The sequence below is a fragment of the Chitinophaga chungangae genome, from assembly GCF_017742215.1.
Classification (GTDB): Bacteria; Bacteroidota; Bacteroidia; order Chitinophagales; family Chitinophagaceae; genus Chitinophaga; species Chitinophaga chungangae.
In genome coordinates, this window is record NZ_JAGHKP010000002.1 from 376,152 (window position 1) to 398,709 (window position 22,558).

Consider the following 22,558-nt stretch of genomic DNA (forward strand, 5'->3'; position numbering starts at 1 on the left):
CCGGTGAAAATGCGGGAGTTGAGGGCAAAAAAAGCCCCGGCGGGATGCCAGGGCTCTTTATTATTTGAAGCAAATGCGATTAAGCGAAACGGGGTTTCAGCTCGTCTGCCAGCGCGACCATTTTCTTCAGGCCGTCTTCGGGCAGGTTGCCTTTTTTGAATTCGCCCAGTACTTCCGGCAGGCGCACTTCCATTTCATGCAGGAAGGCTTCTTCGAAAGCACGGGTGTTTTTCACGGGCACTTCGCGGAGCAGGCCGTTAGTACCGAGGTAGATGATGGCCACCTGTTTCTCCACGCTGTACGGGCTGAACTGGGGCTGTTTCAGGATCTCCACGTTACGCGCACCTTTGTCCAGAACGGATTTGGTAGCGGCATCGAGGTCGCCGCCGAATTTGGAGAACGCTTCCATCTCGCGGTAGAGCGCCTGGTCCAGTTTCAGCGTACCGGATACTTTTTTCATGGATTTGATCTGAGCGTTACCACCTACGCGGCTTACGGAGATACCTACGTTGATCGCCGGGCGGATGCCGGAGTTGAACAGGTTACCTTCCAGGAAGATCTGGCCGTCGGTGATGGAGATCACGTTGGTCGGGATGTATGCGGATACGTCGCCGGCCTGTGTTTCGATGATCGGCAGCGCCGTCAGGGAACCACCGCCTTTCACGAGGTGTTTGATAGAATCCGGGCAGTCGTTCATCTGCTGCGCGATGTCGTCTCTCGCGATGATTTTCGCGGCGCGTTCGAGCAGGCGGCTGTGCAGGTAGAATACGTCGCCGGGGTAAGCTTCGCGGCCGGGAGGGCGGCGCAGCAGCAGGGATACCTCACGGTAAGCCACAGCTTGTTTGGACAGGTCATCGTAGATGATCAGCGCGGGACGGCCGGTATCGCGGAAGAACTCGCCGATGGCGGCGCCGGCGAACGGAGCGTAGAACTGCAGCGGAGCGGGCTCTGATGCGGAAGCGGCAACGATCACGGTGTAAGCGAGGGCGCCGTTGTCTGCCAGGGTTTTCATCACACCTGCAATGGTGGATGCTTTCTGGCCGATCGCTACGTATATGCAATAAACCGGTTTACCGGCTTCGTAAAATTCTTTCTGGTTGATGATAGCATCCACGCAGATCGCGGTTTTACCGGTCTGGCGGTCGCCGATTACCAGCTCACGCTGGCCGCGGCCGATGGGGATCATGGCGTCGATCGCCTTGATGCCGGTCTGCAGCGGTTCTTTTACCGGTTCGCGGTAAATTACACCTGGCGCTTTACGTTCCAGGGGCATTTCATATAATTCGCCAGTGATGGGGCCTTTACCGTCGATAGGTTCGCCGAGCGTGTTCACCACACGGCCTACCATGCCTTCGCCCACTTTGATGGAAGCGATCTGCCTGGTGCGGCGTACGGTAGCGCCTTCTTTGATGCCGGCGGAAGAACCCATCAATACCACGCCCACGTTATCTTCTTCAAGGTTCAGTACGATAGCTTTCACACCGTTCTCAAATTCAACCAGCTCACCGGAGCGAACGTTGTTGAGGCCGTATACGCGGGCGATACCGTCGCCTACGGACAATACGGTACCTACTTCTTCGAGTTCAGCGGAGGCATTGAAGTTGCTCAGTTGCTGGCGTAATATCGCCGAAATTTCATCTGGCTTAATGTCAACCATTGTTATGTTTTTTTAAAAAAGTCGTTAAGGTTTAAACTTAAATATAACGACAACAGCTTTGCGGGTACGCAGCGGCTGCTGTTAAATGCTTGTTATCTGATTTCGGGCACGTAAATGTTCTTCAGGAACTGTTTCTTGATGTCCGCCAGGTCGCGCTGTACGGAAGCATCGAACAAATTGTTGCCGGTTTCCAGCACGAAACCGCCGATCAGGTCCGGGTTTACGGCTGTTTCCAGCTGTATCTTACGCCCCGCGGAAGCTTCCACTTTTTCGCGGATGGTATTGAGGAGTGCGGGTTCCAGCGGCGCGGCGGAGGTCAGTTTTACATGCGTGATATTTTTGATCACGTTGTATTGTTTGATGAACTCCCCGGCTATTTCAGCCAATACCGCTTCTCTTCCTTTGATCGCCAGCAGGCGGATAAAACCGGTGGTGATGCCGCTGATCTTACCGTCCAGGATGGCGCCCAGGATCTTTATTTTTTTGTCGGCCTTAATTACCGGGCTTCTCAGCAAAGCCACCACGTCTGCATTGCTGCGGGTAATGGCCTGCAACAGCAGTATATCGCTGTGCACCGCTTCCAGCTCGTTTTTCTCCACCGCCAGGTCTATCAGCGATTTAGCGTATCTGTTTGCTAAACGGGGATTCTGCATAATGTTCTATTCAGCCGGTTAATTAGTTCATTTTGATTTCAGAAGCCAGCTGGCTGATGTAAGCCTCCTGTGCTTTTTTGTCTGACAGTTCTTTGCGCAGCACTTTCTCGGCCACTTCGATCACCAGTGTGCCTACCTGGTTCTTCACCTCGGTAAGAGCGGCCATTTTCTGGTTCTCGATCGCAACGGAAGCGTCCTGCACGATCTTTTTCGCTTCAGCCTGGGCCTGCGCCTTGGCTTCGCCGATGATCTGGTCTTTCAGCTCCTTCGCTTCCTTCAGTATTTTGCTGCGCTCTGCTTTTGCCTCTGCCAATACATGTTCGTGCTCGGCTTTCATCTGGGCCATTTCCTCTTTCACGCGCTCCGCGGTAGCGATGGAATCTGTGATAGAGTCCTCACGCTCCTTCAGCGTGGCAAGAATGGGCTTCCAGGCGAATTTCTTCAGGATCAGGAAAACGATGATGAAGATCAGCAGTGAAATGGTGAATAAGCCTAATTGAGGCATCAACAAATCCATATATCTATATTTAAATTTTTAGTCTTCGTGTTGACAGGAGAATTACTGCATCCATTGCCCTGTGCGCCGGATGCAGTAATCAATTTGTTCTTACAGAACTACCGCGAGCAGGCCGGCGATTACACCGAAGAGGGCAACACCCTCTACCAGAGCGGCAGCCAGGATCATGTTCGCACGGATGTCGTTAGCAGCTTCAGGCTGACGCGCGATGGATTCCAGCGCGCTTTTGCCGATGTTACCTACACCGATACCTGCAGCGATTGCAGCGATACCGGCGCCGATAGCGCCACCAGCCTGAGCCAGGCCTGTAGAAGCAGCTTCAGTAGCCTGCATTAAAACAGTTAAAAGTGCCATAATGAAATTGTGTATTTGAAATTAAAGATTAAACAGTTGTTGATCAATGATGCGCATCATGATGACCCGTGTGCTCCATAGCCTGACCGATGAACACAGCGGTAAGGTTGGCGAAGATGAACGCCTGGATAAAAGCCACCAGCAATTCCAGCAGCATCATTACGATGTTGAACGCGATGGTCACCGGCAGGAAGCCGTAACCGATCGCCTTGTTCAGCGAACCGAAAATGAATACCAGTGAAATAATGCTCAGGATGATGATGTGGCCCGCCAGCATATTGGCGAAAAGCCTGATCATCAGGGAAATCGGTTTAGTGAACACGCCGATCAGTTCCACAGGCGCCAGGATCGGTTTTACGAAACCCGGTACCGGGGGATTAAAAATATGCGACCAGAAATGTTTGTTGGTCGCCACCATCATCACGACAAAGCTGATCAGCGCCAGCGCGGCCGTAACGGCGATGTTGCCGGTCACGTTCGCGGCGCCGGGCAACAGGCCCAGCAGGTTGTTGATCAGGATAAAAAAGAAGATCGTCAGGATAAAAGGAACATATTTGTCGGCTTTCGCGCCCGGGATATTCGGTTTTACCACCTCGTCCCTCATAAAAATGATCACCGGCTCCATCAGGCTCTGGAAACCTTTGGGCGCCTGGCGGCTGCCGCGGAGCCTGTAAGCTTTGGCAACGTTCAGCATGAGGATCACCAGGAATATAGCTCCCAGGATCATGGCGGTAATATTTTTGGTCAGGGACAGGTCGTAGATCTTTTCGCCGGTGGGCAAACCATGCCCGTCTACTGCAATGATCTGGCCTTCGGTGTACAGTTTCGCGTCCAGGTGATTTTCGTGCAGGTAATGCGCGTCTACGATACGGTAACCGTCGTAAGCGGCATGGCCGTGCTCGAAACGGGAAGAAGAAAACGCGGAAGTGCCGCGCGCAGGGTTATAAATAATAACCGGCAGGGGCAGCGTAACGTGCAGGTCGCCCAGGCTCAGCAGGTGCCAGTCGTGCGCGTCCTTAACGTGACCGAGGATCACTTCTTTCGCATTAAAACCTTTCTTTTCTTCGTGCCCGCCTTCAGCATGGGGGTCGTGGCCTTCATTGGCTGTGGCAAATGCGCCGGAAACGGCCATTGAAAATACCGTTATCAGGGCTACCAGCTTATATTTGAACCGAGTCAAGGAAATCACCGTTTTCTGAAATTTTGTGCAAAGGTAACCGATTTTACATTAAGTAGTAGCGGGGAGCGAAAAAACTGACGAGGATCATGTGGAATTGTTATGCTCCCGTAACTAACTGAGCCGTAGCTACTTACGAAAAAGGGCGCAGCCTCTCGCAGCTGCGCCCTCCCCTTTTCCCGCAAAGGGTTATTTGAATGAAATATATTTCTGCTCATTCTCGATTATCTTATTAAAGAAATCTTTCATGCCTGCGAAGGCTTCCGGCGTCACGTCCTTATTCAGGTCCGTGTTAAACACACGCCTGATCTTCAGTTTATTCCCCGCCAGCTGCTCGTAACTGAGCGCGTAGTCCATCCAATCGTATTTTCCCTTAAAACCCGCCGGCACCTGGTTGAACACCTTGCCTTCCGGCAGTTCGATCACCACTTCCGTCACGTATTTTTCCGTGTTCTCATAAGACCAGTACTCGAAGGGGTACCTCCGGGCTTCATCCGTAAAAATGCCCTGCGTGGCTACCGCTTCGTGGAACGAAGGGCGCAGCATGCTGAAGTCGCCCACATTCACCACTTCGTTCTTCACCACGTAATTCACGTTCTGCGCCACGGTATCGGTGAGATTGTCCAGGTTGCGGAAACTGTAATCTTTTACCTCTACATGGTTCTTATAAAAATTGGCCACTTCGGCGCGCACGCTCTCTTTGATCTCGTCCTGCGTACCGTTATGGAACTTGTCGCGCAGGATCGAAGCCAGGTTGCCGGTTAAAGCGCTGTGCGTTTTAACCTCCACGTCTGCCTGGTTCACTTTTACGTGTACCTGGCGGGTGATGGTGCTGCTGTTCGTTCCCGGCATCACTTTTACCTGCGACAATTTCTCATGGTTGTTTTTGTAGTGATAAGGGATCGCCAGCATCTGGGCGAACTGCACGGTTTGCGGCAGGGCGCCGAACGGCAGGTAACGGTCGGTCAGTTCGAGATAACGCGTTTCGTTGCCGGCTTTGTATTGTACGATGCAGTGGTTAAATTCCATGGAAGGCAGGCTGATGCCTTTTTCGCCGTTGTTGCGCGTGCTCACCAGCACCAGGTTGGCATCCAGCTTCGCTTTGTGCGCAAAGGCCAGGAAGAGGGCAGACATATCCTTGCAGTCGCCCAGCCGCGTGGCCAGCGTTTTAGCGGCGCGCTGCGGCACATACGCGCCCTGCCTGAAGGATACGGAGCTGTAACCGATATTTTCTTCAATAAATGCATAGATATCCCTGGCTTTCTGTTCGTCGGAAAGCCCTTCTGCCCCTTTGGGGAAGATCTTCTTGAAGGCCACGGTGATGTCGTATTCCTCACGGGACTGCATGCGGGTGATGTCGCTGTACCACTCGGCGATCACGTCCCAGGATTTTACGGTGCTCAGGTGCAATACGTCCCCGAAATCGTCTACCGCGGGCATGAAGGATTCGCGTTTGTAAGCCGGTACGTTCTTCATTTCCCAGGTGTAGAGCTTAAAATCTTCCTGTTTGCTGATGGCGGGTTTAATGCCGTTGTTGTTGGTAAAACCGTATTGCAGCGGTATCTGCTCCCCGGCCAGGATGCTGTACCGGGCCGATTTTGTAGGCACCGACGCGGTGAAATAGAACTTGTCCCAAAACTCCCTGCCGAGCCTGCCGAGGCCGTAGCTGCTGGTGCGGTAGTGGTAGAATATCGCGTCTCCGGGCTCCATTTTGGTGAACACCACTTCGTTGCCGTAGATCTCGCCGGGCACCTTGTTGCCGTTAGCTTTGATCACTTCAGCCTTTATGATGGTAATGGTTTCGTATACGCTGTTGTAAGGCAGGCTCATTTCCTTCCAGCTCTCAATGCCGTTGCTGTTCATCACGTGAACGGCGGTGAGCACTTCTTTTTCGCTGGCGCCGTCCGGGTACAGCACTACATTTTTTTCATCGAAGATGAAATAGTACGGATGGGTGGTGTCTTCCGGTTTTTTGACGGCCGCCTGTACGCGGTTGTACACGTCCGCGTCCGGGAAGTAGCTGAAGATGTCTTTTTTGCCTTCCAGCGTGCGGATCTGCTTGCGGTAGGTATACATTCCCCCGTGCAGGGCCAGCGCTTTTTTGAAATATTCCAGCGCCTTGTCGTTTTTGTTCTGCTGCAGGTAGCTGTACCCGATGTCTCCCAACGCTTTGTGATAATAAGGCGTAAAACTGTGCAGTTTATCCAGGTACACAATGGCCGAATCGTATTGCCGCTTGCCGAAAAAATAAGTGGCGAGCTCTTCGTAGGGCGCATTGTCGTAAGGCACGCATTCCAGCATCGTGCGAAGCACTTTTTCGCCCTTTTCCGGCATATTCTGCGTGAAATATTCGCTGGCAAGCTTTTTCAGTATCTCGTAGTTCATGGCATGCTCGCAGTATTTTTCCAGGATCTGCAGGCCTGCGGACGGATTGCGGTTCAGGTTCGTTTCCATGAAATGCATCATGCTTACGAACGATACGTTTTCCGGGTAAGCGGCGTAAGCTTCTTTCAGCAGCAGCAACATGCTGTCCAGCTTTTCCAGGCGGCCGATGTTGTTGATCCGCTGGAGGGTGGTAGCTTCCGTGGGACCAGATTTTGCGATCATTTTATACACTACGTCCAGCGCTTCCTGGTATTTTTTCTCTTCCTCAAGCTGCGCTACCTGTAGGTTCAGCATCCAGTAATTGTCCGGGTCCATGGTTTTAACGGTCTCCAGCTTTTCCGTCATTTCGGTATGGTGGCGCGCGGACGACAGCGTCCGGTAATACTGCATCTGCATGAAGCTGCTTTCCGGGTATTTTTCGATAAACGGCGCTATTACCGCCTTGGCCTTGTCGTTTTCTTCGTTCCTGATATACACATAGCTGAGCAACAGGTAGTTAGCCAGGTCTTTCGGGTTCTTTTCGATCTGGCGGCGGAAATATTCCTCCGCAAAATGCGGTACGGCAACCGGTTTGGAGGTAGACAGGTCTTTGGTATAAGGTTGCAGTTTGCTGGTAGACGTAATGCCTTTCAGCGGCGCATAACGTTCGTCTGTAAGGCGTACGATAAAGTTCGGGTTGCTGGTGGAAGTTGTGTAGCCGATCTGCACCAGTACGCGGTTATATCCTTTATTGAGACGGCATTTCACTTTATAGAAATCCAGCTCGGTGGTTTTTTCGTCCGCTTCGGAGATCAGTTCCTTGTCGTTCAGCCACACCCTGAAGGCGCCCGCGCCTCCCAGGCAAAGCAGCGCATCTTTTTCCGCGTCGGACTGCACGAAGGTTTGCATATAACCGATGGCGGGATTGGTGGGGAATGCCGTGCCTACAAACACCCAGCCCTGGCGGTTGGTAAGGCTCGGGGTAAACCAGTCAATAGCGGTATTGTTGTAGGAAATGAAGCCTTTCCCCGGCTCCAGCTGCGTGATGGGGCCATAGTTCTTGTTAAAGCCGCTGCCATTGATGTTGTCGAACGGGCCGGCGAACTGCCAGTCTTCCAGGGCCTGCATCTGCGCGTACATGGCGTTTGCATTCGCGAGGTCCATGGCGCTCAGGTTGTGGTGCCCCCTGGTGTAAGCCGCGGCGGCTTTCATGGAGCCGTTAAAACCGGGATCGGACAATATGTGGTCCAGGTTGGAAAGATTCGCGCTTTTTTTCTTGCCGTATTCGCTCAGCACGGCCTCGTTGAACCAAAGGGCGTACCAGTAGGCATCCTGGGTAAACTGACGGGCTGGATTGTTGTAGTTGCGGATCAGTTGCTCATGGAAACCTTCGTTGGAATCGAAAAGAATGAGGGTGGCCAATGCGCTGTTTTTGTTGTCGTTCCCGCGGATGGCCTTCTGAAACAGTTCGCGGGCCTTTGTTTTGTCGTTGCGGAGCAGCGCCTCCCACGCTTTTTCGTAATCGCCGGCCGAAGCAATGTTTGGGCTAACAAATAGAAAAACGAAGCCCAGGAGTACGGAGTTAATTGCAGATCTCATCTGGTGTAAGGTTATAGGGATTAAAGGGGCAAAGATACTTATCCTGCCGGGAAAACACAAATCCGGGCTCAGGCCGGGCTTTGGGTCTTCTGGAATTGCATCGTGTACAGTTTATGGTAATACCCTTCCATCCGCAGCAGTTCCTCGTGCGTGCCCATTTCCCGGATCTCCCCTTTGTCCAGCACGATGATCTGGTCTGCCTTGCTGATCGTGCTCAGCCGGTGGGCGATCACGATGGCCGTGCGCCCGGCGATCAGTTTGTCTATCGCATGCTGGATCAGCTGTTCCGATTCCGTGTCTACCGAAGAAGTGGCCTCGTCTAGGATCAGCACGGCCGGGTCGTACAGCAGCGCGCGGATAAATGAAATAAGCTGGCGCTGGCCGAGCGACAAAGTGCTGCCGCGCTCCATCACCGGGTAATCGTACCCGTCGGGCAATTGCAGTATAAAATCGTGCATGCCGATCAGTTTGGCCGCATGTTCCACCTGTTCCCGCGAAATGGCGGGGTTGCGAAGGGTGATGTTGTCGTAAATGGAACCGGAGAACAGGAACACGTCCTGCAGCACCACCCCTATTTTGCTGCGCAGCGCAGCCAGCTGGTAATCCTGCAAAGGCACGCCGTCTATTGCGATGCGGCCTTTCTGTATTTCGTACAGCCGGTTCAGGATGCTGATGATGGTGGTTTTCCCGGAACCGGTATGCCCTACCAGCGCGATGGTCTGCCCCGGCTTCGCATGGAAGGAAATGTCTTTTAACACGTAACGCTCGTCTGTATAGGCAAACCATACGTTCTCGAACAAAATGTCCCCTTTCATGCCCGCCGCGCCCCGCGTGCCATGGTCCGGCATATAATCCTGGCTGTCCAGCACCTTGAACACGCGCTCGCTGGCCACCATGCCCATTTGCAGGGTGTTGAACTTGTCCGCCAGGATGCGCAGCGGCCTGAACAGCATGTTGAGGTACATGATGAACGCGATCATGACGCCTTGCGTCACTTCGTAATTCAATACTTTATTGGCGCCCCACCACACCATGAGCCCCAGCGAAATGGCGAGGATGATTTCCACCACGGGAAAAAACACGGAATAAGCAAAGATGGCGTCGATATTGGCTTTGCGGTGGTCTTTGTTGATCGTCCTGAATTTGCCGAACTCCCTGTTCTCCGCGGAAAATGCCTGCACTACCAGCATGCCGGTGATATGTTCCTGCACAAAAGCGTTTAAAGCCGCCACTGCGTTGCGCACGCGGTGGAAGGATTTGTTCACCGCTTCCTTGAACCAGTACGTGGCGAGTATCAGCACGGGGAAAGGGGAAAGACTGATGAGCGTGAGCCGCCAGTCTTCATACACCATCACGCCCAGGATCGCCAGTATCATCAGCACATCGGCCACGATGGAGATAATGCCTTCGGAAAATATGTCGTTGATGGCTTCGATGTCGTTGATGGTGCGCGTGGTAAGGGTGCCGATCGGAGTTTTGTCGAAGAAGGAAAGGTTGAGCCGCGTCACCTTGCGGTACACCGCCACCCGCAGGTCTTTGATCACGGATTGCCCCAGCCAGTTGGTGATGTAGGAAAAAAAGAACCGTACGCCGGTTTCGATCACCAGCATGATAACCTGTATGACGGTAACGATCACCAGCATCTGCATCCACTGGTTGGAGATATATTTATCTACGGTAAGCTGTATGAGGTACGGCCGCACGGGGCTGAGCAACGCCAGCAGCACCGTGAGGAACATGGAGATGTAAAAATAGCGCTTGTAAGGCGCCGCAAAAGAAAATACCCTGTTCAGCAGGCTGAAATCAAATACACGTTTGGCCTTTCCGTTGTTCATTCAGTAAAAATAAAGGGATAATCCCAGAATGCAAAAAGGGAGCGGCTGCTCCCTTTTTTAAATATTTGTGAATCAGTTTTCGTCTTTCATCACCTGGCGGTATGCCTTGATAAAAATGGCCCCGAGGTTCTTGTGCGGCGGCACATAGTCGTCGAACAGCGGTTTGTTGGCCGGTTCCGCCGAGAATTTTTTGCTGAGGCCCGCCCACATGTGCACCCAGTCTACATTTTTCCCGCCGCGCACCAGGTCTTCCAGGCTGCGGATGATGGGCTCGTTCACCCAGCGGGTGCCCACCTGTTTGGAGGAAATAATGTGCGCTTCGGGTGCTTTTTCCAGCACGGTGGCCAGGTTGTGATAACCGCCGCAGCTGCCGAGTATCACGATGCGCGCGGTGCTCTGCAGGTTGTCGAGCGTCGTGTTTACATGGTAGCTGTGCCCGCGGTGGATGAATATGGTGGGATGAATGTCTTTTTCATCGAGGTATTCCGCCAGTTTTTCGATGGCGGTCTTATCTTCCGGCTCGTCCAGCGGGTTATTGGCGAAAATGGTGGTGGGCTTGCCTTTCACGGAGGTGATGGTGGTCCAGTACTTGTTTTTGTTCACGTCCCACTCGCTGCGGGGGAAGTTGCCCATAAAGCTGGCGTAGGAGCTCACCCCGTCTTCGTCCCCGTAAAAGAATACCTGCTGGTATACGCGGCCGCTGTCGCTGGGCAGGTCTTTAAACTCCACGTAATTGATCGGCGGCAGTTTGAGTTTGGCGCTCATGTCGCTGGCCCAGCTGGAATCGCCGCCCGCGCCTTCGTCGGTGAAAATGCTGTTAAGCAGTTCGTAGATGGTCATGCCGCGTTTGTCTTTTTTCCCGGTCACGAACACGAGGTTTTTGCGCACTTCGGTGCGTAAAAAGTCGAGCAGTTTGGGGTCGCGGATGGAGCCAAAGGAATTGGCCACGTCCACGGCGTCTTCCAGGTCTTCCGTTTTTTCCAGGCTGCGTACGAATTTCACCATCAGGTAGTTGGCGTTCTCCGGGTCCATGGATTTAAGGAAATGGTCCAGGGTGTTGAAGCCCGCGGCCATGGCGATGAATTTCTTGAAACGGTCGAAGCTTACGAGCATCAGCAGGCTGTCTCCCCGCGAAGGTTTCATACGCAGCATCATCTGGTCGTACAGGCCGTTTTTGGCGGCATTGGTATAACTGGAGGTATACAGCTCTTCCTGCCCGTTGATGATGAGGTAATACAGTTCTTCCGGCGTAAAGTCTTTTACCACGCGGAAACGCACGGTATGGCTCTCGTCGTGCAGGTCGTTGATCTCACGGATATAACGGAGCGATTTGGCTTTCATGTTTTCCTGCATCGACTTAAGGCCCAGCGGGTTCTCCCCGTTGGCTTTGCGTTTCTGCAGCACGATGGACGCTTTTACCATCTGGCGGAAATACTGGTCGTCGTCGCTGACGGATGCTTCCAGTTCGCTGATGGTGGTTTTCCCGTCAAGCAGCTGGTCGATAAAGGGCATGAGCTTGGTGCTCTGGTTCGACCGGCCGATCTGCACGATCTGCTGCACCAGCGGGTCCTGGTTGCGGCGGATGGCCGATGCCGTGGGCGTGTACGATGTGGCGTAGGTCAATACCTGGTTGGGGTACTTTTTCGCCACGGCCGCCACTACCGAATCGGTTACCGGGTTATCGAGATAAGGCCCGAGTTTGGGCATGATGGTTTCGAGGTTCTTAAAAGCGTATTTGGCGAACATTTCAGCGCGGGATTCCTTATAACCGGGATTGTCGCCGAAAGGCTCGATCATCCGCTCCCCCGCTTCGAAGCTTAGTTTTCTGGCGATGGGATAAATACTTTCCCCTTTGACGTCCGCATGCATCATGTCGCGGTAGGCATGCACCATGGCGGGCGCTTCTTCCGCGTCTATTCTTTTGAAGGCCCGTTTGGAATTGTAATCCTTGAGGGTTTGCTGCAGCCCGGAGAGGTATTTTACCTTGAGGCGGTGGTCCAGCGCGGTATCCAGCTCTATTTCGGTCTGGATATCGTCTACCTGTTTCAGCAGTGCGTTGGTGACCTGCAGGTTCATGCTTTCGTCGTCAGACACTTTTACGCGTTCGTCCAGCTTGCCGTCGAATTTGTCGGCAGCAGTCTGTTCTTTGTCGATATTGTCATGAAAGCCCTGCCGGCTGATGGGGATCTGTACTTTCTGGCCAAAGCTCCATCCACTGTAAACAATGCCTAATGCTATGATTAGTAATATTTTTCTCATATAAAATGATTACGCCTCCCGAATACTACAAATTTACTACCAAATATTGCGAAAACACAATTCCGGGCAACTAATGCAAATTTATTTTAATGCAAAAAATCATTCATATCAGGTCAGGAATGGCGAGTGCGGGGAATATGTATCTTTGCGGGCGGAGAGAGGGCCTGAATTAACAATTACATAATGTTATCTTTTCATGAATGGGCGATATGCTGATTAATTTTGTGCCGTCTTAAAAACCAAATTATGTTGATGGAACCTTCAGTAGCAGTAGGAAAAATCCTGGTAGTAGACGATGAGACGGATATTCTTGAGATCATCAGCTATAACCTGAAGAGCGCCGGGTACGATACCGTTACAGCGAAAGACGGGATTGAAGCGATCCAGAAAGCGAAGATCTTCCGTCCGGACCTGATCATGCTGGATATCATGATGCCCAACAAAAATGGCATCGACACCTGCCGCGAGATCCGCAAGCTGCCTGAGTTCAAGGAAACCATGGTGCTTTTCCTCACCGCCCTCAACGACGAAAAAAGCGAGATAGAAGGGCTGAATATGGGGGCAGACGATTACATCGCCAAACCCATCAAGCCGAAACTGCTCGTAAGCCGCATCAACGCCCTTTTCCGCAGGCTCAATAAAGTGGAAGAGCAGCAGATGCACCTGGGCGACCTGGTAATCGACCGCGAAAAATTCACCGTAACATACAAAGGCGTGGAGATCATTCTCGCCAAAAAAGAATTCGAGCTGCTGCAGCTGCTCGCTTCCAAACCGGGCAGGGTATTCCTCCGCAACGAGATCCTCAACCAGGTATGGGGCACCGAAGTGATCGTGGGAGACCGCACCATCGACGTGCATATCCGCAAGATCCGGCAGAAGCTGGGCGTAGACCTGATCACCACCGTTAAAGGCGTAGGCTATAAATTCGAACTGTAACCCACCTGTATATCCCGCTCTCCTGTTCCATGCTTTGTGCGTGACCCCGGCTCGTGAATTATGGCAAGTAAAAAATTTGGCTTAATTTCCCTTTATTACAAAAATTACTCACTCTGGAGTATGTTCAAAGCTAAGAACCTTTCGCCGCAGAAGCTGGCGGGCTTTACAGCGCTGGTGCTTTCCGCCATTATGGCCACAGGCTGCCTTATCATAGGCGCCTCCTACCGGGAAACCCTCATCGCTTTCGCCCTCACTTTCCTCGTGGCTTATTACCTGTACCTCTATACCCTGCAGAACTTCATCTACCGCAAGATCAAGCTCATCTACAAATTCATTTACCAAACGAAAGCCTCCAAACGGGAAGATTTTTTCAACAAAAACATCCTTCCGCTCAAAACGATCGACGAAGTAAGTGAAGACGTGGAAAAATGGGCTTCGCAGAAAAAAGAAGAGCTGGATAACCTGCGCCGCAACGAAGCCTTCCGCAAAGAGTTCCTGCTCAATCTTTCCCACGAGCTTAAAACGCCCATTTTCGCCGTGCAGGGCTACATTCACACCCTGCTCGATGGCGCCATCGAAGATCCTTCGGTCAATAAAATGTTCCTTAAGAACGCCACCAAGAACATCGACCGCCTCTGCCGGCTGATCGACGATCTCGACGAGATCTCCAAGCTCGAAAGCGGTGAAATGACCATCAACAAAGAGCTTTTCGTGATACAGGACCTCGTGAAGGACGTGTTCGACACGCTCAGCATCAAGGCCAAACAGAAAGACATCAAGTTCAGCATCAAAAAAGGCTGCGAAGCGCCCGTGCATGTAAATGCCGATAAGGAAAAGATCCGCCAGGTGCTGATCAACCTCATCGAAAACTCCGTGAAATACGGCAAGCAGGACGGGCAGACCATCGCCAGCATTTATAACATGGACGGCAAACGCGTGCTGGTGGAGATCTCAGACACGGGCATCGGCATGGCGGAAGAACATCTTCCCCGCGTGTTCGAGCGTTTTTACCGCACGGATCGCGCGCGCAGCCGCGACATCGGCGGCACCGGCCTGGGCCTCGCCATCGTTAAACATATCGTGGAAGCGCACGAGCAGACCATCAACGTGCGCAGCAAAATAGAAGTGGGCTCCACCTTCGGTTTCACCCTCGAGCTCGGCCGCGATACCTGACCCGAAACTTAACATTGGAATTGTAACCTTTCATTTTTCTTCCCGTTTTACAGGCGGTTTAAAACTATTATCCCCTATAAACTACCTGTAATGAAACATGCTTATCTCCTGCTGCTCGCAGCCGGGCTTTTCGCCGCATCCTGCAAAAAAGAAAACACGGACGTTGCAGTGCCTCACAGACCACCGGAAACGCTTGAAGAAAAAGCCAAAGGCACCGGTTTTTCGCTCACGGGCGGTTATTGGGTGATCACGCCCTCGATCATGCGTCACGACCAGATCGGCTATGGCCCGGACGCTTATGCTTTCCCCACGGACAGTACTTATGGAAGATTAATGCTCGGCGATATCGGCGAATCCGGTAAATATAAAGCGGTGGCCCAAAGCGGCACCGCGACGGTAACGTTCGAAATGGCGCCGGAGCGCAGCGACCGGCGTTATTACCTGCTGATAGAAAAGATTTCCTACCGTTACATCCGGGTCAACGGGTTGAACTTTTTCAGGAAGGAACGTTAAAAACTGTATTGCAGCCTGGCGGTGAACACGTTGTCGTCCACATCATCTTCAAACCCTTCTATGCCGGTGGATTCGTTCCATACGCGGTCGAACCAGAAAGTGGCCTTCATGTTTTCGTTGAAATAATACACATACCCGAAACCGAAGGTATCGTAACGGATATCGGCCATGGAAAGATGCGTGGTTAACGGGTTGGACAACTGTTTTCCTTTTACGTCGGTATTGGGGTCGTACCAGTCGTACTTCAGCCCCAGCTGGTGTTTTTCGCTGCCAAGGTGTTGCAGGAAGGTGAAGTATGCCCCGTCGAAGTTACGGATGTATAAAGGCGCAAAACCCGCGGGCGTAACGGGGATCACGCCGGGCGTTTCGCTGCGCTCGCGCGTGGCGGTTTGTATGCCGCGGATATATTCTCCCCTGAATTGCGTTGAGCCTTCCCTGTTAGGGATCACGAATTGCGCGTCTGCGCCGTAATAATGACGCGGAGCGATCTTGCCGATATTGGTCACGGCCGAATCCACCGTAAAGTCCGGATGGCCGTTAACCGCTTGACCCATCGTGTAAATTTCTTTGGTAAACTGTTCCATGCCGCCGTAAAGAATGCTTGCGCCGGCAGACAGCAGCCAGCCCTGGCGGTTGATGCGCCTGGGTTTCATGGCTACGCGGGCGATGAGGTCTTTATTGCTGTCGAAATCCGCCGGTCCGGAAAGGCCCTGCCCGTTGAACAGGCCCACGTCTATTTTCAGCGAATGCAGCGGATGCGCTTTGTCTCTCGGCTCAAAAGTGAGCATCGCGCCCATGTCGCGCTCGCTTTTCATCAATATCTGCGACATGCGGCCGCGTTCGGGCGCTTCGCGGTCGCTGGAAGAAAGGTTCACTTCATAGCCGAACGGCCGCGCGAACATACCCATCGTAAGCGCCGCAACGTCCCAGCGGCCATCGAACACGCGGCCCCAGAAATCGCGGATGTTCACGCCGCGCTCCGTGCCGTCGAACTGGAATACGAACTGTACGGTTGGAAGATTTCTTTTGTTGTAATGCGCGTAGTCGAACTTCACCCGGCCACGACGGAGCATGAAGCGGTTATTGCTGTTGCCCGTAAAGTTGCCGCCGGAATAAGTTTCGATGCCTTTGCCGGACGCATACTGGAACTGCGGCTGCATATAGCCGCTGATGCGGAGGGCGTCGTAATGTTTGTACATGGAGATCATTCCCCTGCCCAGCCTGGTAGTGGTGTCGATCATGTCCATCAGGAATTGTGCTTTGGACGCGAACGAACTAAACATTAAAATTCCGATCAATATTACCTTCCGGGCGGTGGTCTTCCTGTTTCTCATACCGCGCAAAAATAGCAAATGCGCGTTTCAAACAAAAACGCCCCGACTTTCGTCGGGGCGCGCGTTAATTATAATCGACAGATGAAATGATTAGTAAGCGTTGTTCTGGGGGTTGAAATTAGCCCAGCCGGTGAGCCAGTTGGTGGTACCAAAAGCGCCGCGGAAAGTAGCCGTTTCGATCGCCGAGCCAGGGAAGGTGGCGAAAGTACCTGTCAGTGCGGGAGAACCGGTCTGGGGCAGGAAGTTCGGGCTGGTCAGGTTAAAAGGATCGGTCAGCTTCACGTCAGCTGCGGAAGCGGCGATGAACGTGCCTACGCCGGCTTCTTTCAATTTAGCCAGGATAGGAGCAGCTGCTTCCGTGATCATCGCGTCTCTTTGAGCGGAGGTCATCGGGTTGGGATAACCGGCAGTGTAGAGGCGTGCGGTGGAAGAATCGGTCCAGGCAACTTTGTTGGTAGCTACTGTATAGATGATATTGTTTTTATAAGCGGTTGCCGCGTTAGCCAGCATGTAATCGTAAGTCGCTTTGGATTCGAAAGCCGCGCCGCCTTTTTGTGAACCGAGGATGATGGAGTTCAGGAACACGAAGTTGGTTGCTCTTCTCCAGCGGTTGCCGTAGTTGTGGTTGCTGGCAGTACCGGCAGCGCCGTTGGGGCCTACGATGGTCATGTTGGAAATTACCGGGCGGGTGAACGGGGTTGCAGCGGATGCAGTACCGTCGTTGTCGCACTCGATGCCGTTACCGGCGTCTCCCGGGTCTACGAATTTCGGGTCGCGGAGGGCTACAGCGTACTGTACGGTGCCCTGGAAACCGAAGTCGAAGTCGAAATCATCGTCCGCAGTAGCATAAGCTACCAGGTGTTTCGGGTTTACGGTGCCGCCGAAAAATTCGAAAGCATCGTCGTTGCCGTATGTAGACATTACATAATCGATAGTGGTGCCGCTGCCTACGCCGCCGCAGGTCAGGGAGTTGGTTTCGGAGTTCTGAAAAGCTGCGATACCGGCGTATTCGATACGCACGTATTTCAGGATGCCGGAGTTGTCTGCAGCGTCTGTGCCGCCATAATGCTCGTCGATACCGCCTTCGATGAGGGGCTCGGTTTTATTGGTGGGCGCTTTACCCAGCAGTACGATGCCGCCCCAGTCGCCGGGATTGCGGCTGCCTGCAGGCCTGCCGGAAGTGAACACGATCGGTTTCTCCGCAGTGCCCTGCGCTACGATCTTGCTGCCGCGGGTGATGATCAGCGCGCCTTTTTCGGTTACGTCGCTTTTTATTACTGTGCCTTCCTGGATGGTGAGGGTTGCGCCATTTGTTACTTTAACGTATCCTTTCAGGATCCAGGCCTTGTCGTTGGTGAGCGTTTTATTGGCGGAAATGTTGCCGGAAATGGTTTCGGGCAATACCGGCTCCAGGTCGTCATCATCCGTGTCGTTGTTACGGCAGGCGGAAAATGTAACGGCCGCTCCCAGCATGAAGGCAAGAAATTTTGCAAGTTTCATTAGTACTCAGTTTTAATTTTTTCGGTGAATATGCGTTGCAAAGATGTCAGTTGAATGTTACAGGCACTTTAACAAAACATTACCGAATTGTTAAGCCCCTGTTCATTATTTCTTTTTCCCCAATCCGAACTGGTAAGAAAATGTGAGCGACACGTTGGTGCCGTATTTGAAGCGGCTGATCAGCTGGTCGTCGCTGTTTTTCTTATAGCTCTTTTCATCCGCCCCAACAGGGTTCTGATAAAAAACCGCATCGTTGTTCAGGATGTCGCTTACGTTGAGGCGCAGCTCACCTTTCTTTTTAATTACTTTTTTCGCTATCTGGAAGTCCAGGATGTTGCGGCCGTTCTCGTAGATGTCTGCATAGTTATCAAAACCTACCAGGTAAATACGCGGGCCGATCTTGTTATACAGCACGCCAAACACGAGGTCATTGTCTTCCGTGGCATACTGCAGCCCTGCGTTGATCAGGTACGGGCTCTGCCCCTGCAGCGCGCGTGAGCCGCCGTCTGACGTGTAACCCTGCAGGTCTACCGTAGAATAGATGTAGGAGAAGTTGGTGAACGCGGTAACGCGGTTGAAGAAAGGTTCTGAGCTGATGAAGTCGAGTTTTTTCCGCAGTTCCACCTCGAAGCCCAGGGCTGAAGCGGAAGGCGCGTTCCTGAACAGCAGCTGTCGCCTGTTCGGGGTAGATCCCGGGTCTACGTACTGCTCGATCGCGTCTTTGAATTGTTTGTAGAACACGGAACCGGTAATGGCCTCGCCCACACCGGGGTACAGTTCGTACCGTACGTCCACGTTGGTGATGTTCGCGCGTTTCAGGTCAGGGTTGCCCTGTACGGTGCTGTAGGTCACAAAGTCGTAGTAAGTAAAATTGCTCAGCTCGCGCAGTTCAGGACGGCTCACCGTTCTTGAACCGGATAAACGGAGGTTTGATTTTTCGTTCAGCGCGTAAGAGATATTTGCCGAAGGCAGGAAGTCGAAATACGTGATATCTTTTTTGATGCGTTTGCCGGAGATGTCCGCCGTTTTGATGTATTGGTAATAAGATTCGCCGCGGCCGCCCCAAACGATCCTCCATTTGTCGCCGATCTTGTTGTCGAACTGCACATAACCTGCCATCAGGTCGGAGTTGGCGGAGTATTTATCGGAGTTGTTGGTGATCTCGTTCATCACGAAACCGTTCCTGCTGATATTCCCGTCTGCAAATATCTCCCCGGGGCCGAGCTGCAGCAGGCTTTGGTCGTGATTGGCAAAATCCGTCCAGATATAACCCAGCACGCGCGCGCTGAATTCACGCTGCCTGTAAAGTTTCTGGCCGCCGATCTTCACGCTCTGCTTTGCGCCCGAAATGCTGAACGGTACGGTGAGAGACGCCATGCCGCCGATATTGTCTTCCGTCATCAGCGAATAAAAGCGGGATGCCTGTCTTGAAGCGGAACCGAAAGGTATCTGCGCTTCGTACGGCCTGCCGGAGCCCAGGTCGCTTTTGTAAGAAAGGATCTTCATATCCGGCTGGTCGCGGTCTATCAGCGAGTAGTTCAGGTTCCAGTCCAGTTTCCAGTCTTTTTTGTTCAGTTTATGACTGCCTTCCAGCTGCGAGTTCAGCAGGGTTTTCATCACCAGCTCCTGGCTGGTTACCTGCTGGTCGCCGATGATGTCGTAATTGGTGCCGGAACGGTCGGTGAAGTTATTGTCCAGTATGCGGTTGAAGAGGTTTTTGAAAGATACCTTGTTGTTGCCTTTCACATAAGTGAAGTTGGCGATGGCGCCGAGGCTGGTATTATATTTATAGATGTTGTCGGTATAATTGTAGCTGGCCGCTTTGCCGCTTTCGTAATCGTATCGGTTGCCCGGCTGGATGTTTTCCGCGTTGCGGTAAGTAAGACTGATGATGCTGCCGAAGGAGCCGTCTTTTTTCAGGCGGATGCGGTTGCCCCAGGTAAGCTGGTAAGACTGCGAAGGCAATGCCGCGCCGAAGTTCTGCGTGGCGAAGGTGTTTTTAAAATCCTTCGTCAGTTTCAGCTGCTGCTCCTGGCCTTCGGTAGTGTTGCCGAGGTTGGAGTATTTGGCGCGGGTGGAAGGGAAGGAAGACGGCAGGCTGCGCAGGCCGTCGTCGAAGCCCAGCCAGTCGGTCTTACCGCGCTCCATACCTTTCGTATCCTTAAATGTGCTTTGTGTGTTGTAACCATAACCGATGCTGATGCCGATATAGTTTTCGGTGGGAATGTCTTTCGTATATACCTGCACCAGGCCGCCGGCAAATTCGCCGGGCATTTCGGGCGATGCGGTTTTGTTGATCACGATGTTGTCGATCAGGTTCGACGGGATGATGTCGAAGGAAAACGTTTTCCTGTCAGGCTCGGTGCTGGGCAGAATGGCGTTGTTGATCGTGGCGGTGTTGTAACGGTCGCTGAGGCCGCGCACGATAATATATTTGTTGTCCTGGATGGAAGCGCCGCTCACGCGTTTCAGCACTTCGGAAGTATTGCGGTCCGGAGAACGGCGGATGCTTTCGCCGGAAATACCGCTGGAAATGCTGGGGTTGTTTTTCTGCGCAACATACAGCGCATTGATGGTTTCCTGTTTGTAAGAGCCGCGGATCACGACTTCTTTCAGGTCTTTGGACCTGGGCTCGTCCAGCGCAATGTCCAGCGTGGTCACCTGCCCGTTCTTCACCACTACTTCCGAAATGGATTTGGTGGCATAGCCCATGTATTTGAAATCAAGGGTATAGGTGCCGGGGTCCAGCTGGAGAAGATAACGGCCTTCCACGTCGGTAACGGCGCCTTTGGAAGTGCCCTGTACCAGTACTGTTACGCCGATGAGCAGCTCGCCCGTTTTTTTGTCGGTCAGTTTACCGGTTACTTTACCGGTAGTGTTTTGTGCCTGGACGTTGAAACATCCCAATAATAAAATCCCGATTAATTGTACAACGATAATGCTACGTTTCACGATCTGTTTTATTTATGCCGCAAAACTACCGGGAGGGTATTACGCCTGTGTTAAGCCAATATTACCAGAATGTTAATTGTTAAGAAATGATTAAAAAATCGTTAACCATTATCCCGGGCGCAACAGTTCAACGTTTAAAAAAAGGGTATAGGTGAGATAGGACGTGCCGGAGAACCGGCTGGAGTACTCAATAAGGGGGCTTTCAGAGGGTTTTTCAACTAGCTTTGTTTTGCCTGGTCAGCTGCTCGATGGATATATCCAGCTGCCGGTCTGCCCCACTCCCGCTGCATGGCGTGATCTGGAACAATCGCAGGCTTTTATTCATGAATGGTTTCGAATCCTGGTTGCACAGCTCGAGCGAAAAATGGAACTTTTCTTCAAGCTCTTCTTCAAATTCACGCAGGCTGAGGGTTTCGTCGATAGGATGTTCCACCATCACGTCTTCCTCCAGCCCCGCTTCGCGGAGCGTGTCAAATGCATTGGCAAGGGAATGGTGAATGTACACCGCCGCGTTGCAATGAAGCAACCGCTGTATCTGCATCTGAAGTAAGGATATCGTCATTAATGGATGTAACTTGAGCGTCTTCATCTATATACTAGCTGGTTTCCCAAACTTACGCCGGCAAGGTTAATTAAATATTACCGCAAGGTTAATTTAAGTGTAATTTCCTGTTCCTTAATTGTACGGTCAGGTACCCGGAAAGGTGACTACTTTGGCTACCGCGGCCCATTCCGCCAGGCTCGTCTCTTCTTCCTCTTCCACCGCCGGCGCTTTTTTATCGGCATGCTGGTAGAGCTTCCATTCGCCCTGGTGATATTCCAGCGAGGTGAGACTTTCCACCCAGTCCCCGGAATTGAGATAGGTAATGATTTTGCCGTTGAAGCGCATCTCCTTGATCTCGGGCTGATGGATGTGGCCGCAGCATACTACGTCGAACTGTTTGTCTACGGCTATCTCCGCCACCGTCTGCTCGAAATCCGAAATAAATTTCACCGCCTGTTTTACGCTTTCTTTTACTTTTTTGGAGAAAGACATCTTTTCACGGCCCATTTTTTCGAGCAGGTTGTTCACCAGGCGGTTGAGGATAATAAGGATATCGTAGCCTTTGCCCCCGAGCTTGGCGAGCCATTTGGAATTTTTCATGGTCACGTCGTACACGTCTCCATGGAAAAACCAATGCCTTTTGCCATCCACTTCCAGGATCAGCTTGTTGTCAATCACAAAATTGCTGAGCCCGAAACCGGCGTATTTGCGCAGGGCTTCGTCGTGGTTGCCGGTGAGGTAATACACTTCCGTGCCTTTGCCGATCATTTTGAGGATGCGGCGGATCACTTTGGTATGGGATTTCGGGAAATAACGTTTGCTGAATTGCCAGATATCGATAATATCCCCGTTCAGCACGAGAATACGCGGATCGATGGAGTCCAGGTAATGGACGAGCTCTTTTGCGTGACAGCCGTAGATCCCGAGGTGTACGTCGGAAATGACAACAATATCTAATGGTCGTTTGTCGGACATTTTTCAGGTATTCGGGGAAAATCCGGTCTCCTTCAAACTATTTAATATGAATTTTGTTAGTTATGTGTTTGGGTGTACCGGAGCCCGTTTTTTCTTCCGCAAAGGAAAAAATGCTATATTACTTTTATATTAATCCAGTGTTACCAAAACATTAATTCTTAAAATTTCTTGGCTCCTATAAATATTGAAAGCTAATTTTGCGGCAAATTCTCAACT

16 protein-coding genes are annotated in these 22,558 nt (G+C 52.2%); 3 read left to right on the forward strand and 13 right to left on the reverse strand.

Annotated elements, in window-relative coordinates:
- Positions 1-79: 79 nt before the first annotated feature.
- The 8 genes from atpA to J7I43_RS09605 form a co-directional block, all read right to left on the reverse strand.
- Positions 80-1,657, reverse strand: coding sequence for a F0F1 ATP synthase subunit alpha (gene atpA / locus J7I43_RS09570; RefSeq protein ID WP_236023349.1), 1,578 nt, complete (start codon positions 1,655-1,657; stop codon positions 80-82).
- A 92-nt stretch (positions 1,658-1,749) separates the two neighbouring features.
- The gene (atpH, locus tag J7I43_RS09575; RefSeq protein WP_209145448.1) at positions 1,750-2,310 is read right to left on the reverse strand and encodes an ATP synthase F1 subunit delta; all 561 of its coding nucleotides are present in this window, start codon (positions 2,308-2,310) and stop codon (positions 1,750-1,752) included.
- Positions 2,311-2,332: 22 nt separating this feature from the next.
- Positions 2,333-2,827 carry a F0F1 ATP synthase subunit B gene (gene atpF / locus J7I43_RS09580; RefSeq protein WP_209145449.1) on the reverse strand — a complete coding sequence of 165 codons (495 nt, stop codon included), beginning with the start codon at positions 2,825-2,827 and terminating at the stop codon, positions 2,333-2,335.
- A 90-nt stretch (positions 2,828-2,917) separates the two neighbouring features.
- Positions 2,918-3,181 (reverse strand): ATP synthase F0 subunit C, encoded by a 264-nt coding sequence (gene atpE, locus J7I43_RS09585; RefSeq protein ID WP_120518686.1) that lies wholly within the window; start codon positions 3,179-3,181, stop codon positions 2,918-2,920.
- Between the two features lie 43 nt (positions 3,182-3,224).
- Complete coding sequence (gene atpB / locus J7I43_RS09590) at positions 3,225-4,370, reverse strand: F0F1 ATP synthase subunit A (protein ID WP_317197068.1); 1,146 nt, start codon at positions 4,368-4,370, stop codon at positions 3,225-3,227.
- Positions 4,371-4,547: 177 nt separating this feature from the next.
- Entirely contained in the window at positions 4,548-8,321 is a 3,774-nt protein-coding gene (locus J7I43_RS09595) for a DUF3857 domain-containing protein (RefSeq protein WP_209145451.1), read from the reverse strand.
- Positions 8,322-8,389: 68 nt separating this feature from the next.
- A complete protein-coding gene (locus J7I43_RS09600; protein ID WP_209145452.1) occupies positions 8,390-10,156 on the reverse strand; it encodes an ABC transporter ATP-binding protein in 1,767 nt (588 codons plus the stop codon).
- Positions 10,157-10,228: 72 nt separating this feature from the next.
- Complete coding sequence (locus J7I43_RS09605; protein ID WP_209145453.1) at positions 10,229-12,415, reverse strand: hypothetical protein; 2,187 nt, start codon at positions 12,413-12,415, stop codon at positions 10,229-10,231.
- Positions 12,416-12,667: 252 nt separating this feature from the next.
- On the opposite strand from J7I43_RS09605, the gene J7I43_RS09610 reads away from it, so the two are divergent.
- The 3 genes from J7I43_RS09610 to J7I43_RS09620 all read left to right on the forward strand — a co-directional run bounded on the left by J7I43_RS09610 (position 12,668) and on the right by J7I43_RS09620 (position 15,037).
- The gene (locus tag J7I43_RS09610) at positions 12,668-13,351 is read left to right on the forward strand and encodes a response regulator transcription factor (protein ID WP_209145454.1); all 684 of its coding nucleotides are present in this window, start codon (positions 12,668-12,670) and stop codon (positions 13,349-13,351) included.
- Between the two features lie 120 nt (positions 13,352-13,471).
- Complete coding sequence (locus J7I43_RS09615) at positions 13,472-14,524, forward strand: sensor histidine kinase (RefSeq protein WP_209145455.1); 1,053 nt, start codon at positions 13,472-13,474, stop codon at positions 14,522-14,524.
- Positions 14,525-14,614: 90 nt separating this feature from the next.
- The gene (locus J7I43_RS09620; protein ID WP_209145456.1) at positions 14,615-15,037 is read left to right on the forward strand and encodes a hypothetical protein; all 423 of its coding nucleotides are present in this window, start codon (positions 14,615-14,617) and stop codon (positions 15,035-15,037) included.
- On the opposite strand, the gene J7I43_RS09625 is transcribed toward J7I43_RS09620, so the two are convergent.
- The 5 genes from J7I43_RS09625 to J7I43_RS09645 form a co-directional block, all read right to left on the reverse strand.
- Positions 15,034-16,320: a hypothetical protein gene (locus tag J7I43_RS09625; protein ID WP_209145457.1), complete on the reverse strand. Its 1,287-nt coding sequence runs from the start codon at positions 16,318-16,320 to the stop codon at positions 15,034-15,036. The genes J7I43_RS09620 and J7I43_RS09625 overlap by 4 nt on opposite strands.
- A 141-nt stretch (positions 16,321-16,461) precedes the next feature.
- Entirely contained in the window at positions 16,462-17,871 is a 1,410-nt protein-coding gene (locus J7I43_RS09630) for a hypothetical protein (protein WP_209145458.1), read from the reverse strand.
- A gap of 105 nt (positions 17,872-17,976) precedes the next feature.
- Positions 17,977-20,823: a TonB-dependent receptor gene (locus tag J7I43_RS09635; RefSeq protein ID WP_209145459.1), complete on the reverse strand. Its 2,847-nt coding sequence runs from the start codon at positions 20,821-20,823 to the stop codon at positions 17,977-17,979.
- Between the two features lie 214 nt (positions 20,824-21,037).
- Positions 21,038-21,385, reverse strand: coding sequence for a hypothetical protein (locus J7I43_RS09640; protein WP_209145460.1), 348 nt, complete (start codon positions 21,383-21,385; stop codon positions 21,038-21,040).
- A gap of 126 nt (positions 21,386-21,511) precedes the next feature.
- Positions 21,512-22,342: a UDP-2,3-diacylglucosamine diphosphatase gene (locus tag J7I43_RS09645; protein ID WP_209145461.1), complete on the reverse strand. Its 831-nt coding sequence runs from the start codon at positions 22,340-22,342 to the stop codon at positions 21,512-21,514.
- Positions 22,343-22,558: the final 216 nt, after the last annotated feature.

What these genes read in the sequence shown, in the direction of transcription:
- J7I43_RS09640 (WP_209145460.1), bottom strand. Translation starts at nt 21,385, where the DNA reads ATGACGATATCCTTACTTCAGATGCAGATACAGCGGTTGCTTCATTGC.
- J7I43_RS09620 (WP_209145456.1), top strand. Translation starts at nt 14,615, where the DNA reads ATGAAACATGCTTATCTCCTGCTGCTCGCAGCCGGGCTTTTCGCCGCA.
- J7I43_RS09630 (WP_209145458.1), bottom strand. Translation starts at nt 17,871, where the DNA reads ATGAAACTTGCAAAATTTCTTGCCTTCATGCTGGGAGCGGCCGTTACA.
- atpH (WP_209145448.1), bottom strand. Translation starts at nt 2,310, where the DNA reads ATGCAGAATCCCCGTTTAGCAAACAGATACGCTAAATCGCTGATAGAC.
- J7I43_RS09615 (WP_209145455.1), top strand. Translation starts at nt 13,472, where the DNA reads ATGTTCAAAGCTAAGAACCTTTCGCCGCAGAAGCTGGCGGGCTTTACA.
- J7I43_RS09600 (WP_209145452.1), bottom strand. Translation starts at nt 10,156, where the DNA reads ATGAACAACGGAAAGGCCAAACGTGTATTTGATTTCAGCCTGCTGAAC.
- J7I43_RS09645 (WP_209145461.1), bottom strand. Translation starts at nt 22,342, where the DNA reads ATGTCCGACAAACGACCATTAGATATTGTTGTCATTTCCGACGTACAC.
- J7I43_RS09595 (WP_209145451.1), bottom strand. Translation starts at nt 8,321, where the DNA reads ATGAGATCTGCAATTAACTCCGTACTCCTGGGCTTCGTTTTTCTATTT.
- J7I43_RS09625 (WP_209145457.1), bottom strand. Translation starts at nt 16,320, where the DNA reads ATGTTTAGTTCGTTCGCGTCCAAAGCACAATTCCTGATGGACATGATC.
- atpA (WP_236023349.1), bottom strand. Translation starts at nt 1,657, where the DNA reads ATGGTTGACATTAAGCCAGATGAAATTTCGGCGATATTACGCCAGCAA.
- atpE (WP_120518686.1), bottom strand. Translation starts at nt 3,181, where the DNA reads ATGGCACTTTTAACTGTTTTAATGCAGGCTACTGAAGCTGCTTCTACA.
- J7I43_RS09605 (WP_209145453.1), bottom strand. Translation starts at nt 12,415, where the DNA reads ATGAGAAAAATATTACTAATCATAGCATTAGGCATTGTTTACAGTGGA.
- J7I43_RS09610 (WP_209145454.1), top strand. Translation starts at nt 12,668, where the DNA reads ATGGAACCTTCAGTAGCAGTAGGAAAAATCCTGGTAGTAGACGATGAG.
- atpF (WP_209145449.1), bottom strand. Translation starts at nt 2,827, where the DNA reads ATGGATTTGTTGATGCCTCAATTAGGCTTATTCACCATTTCACTGCTG.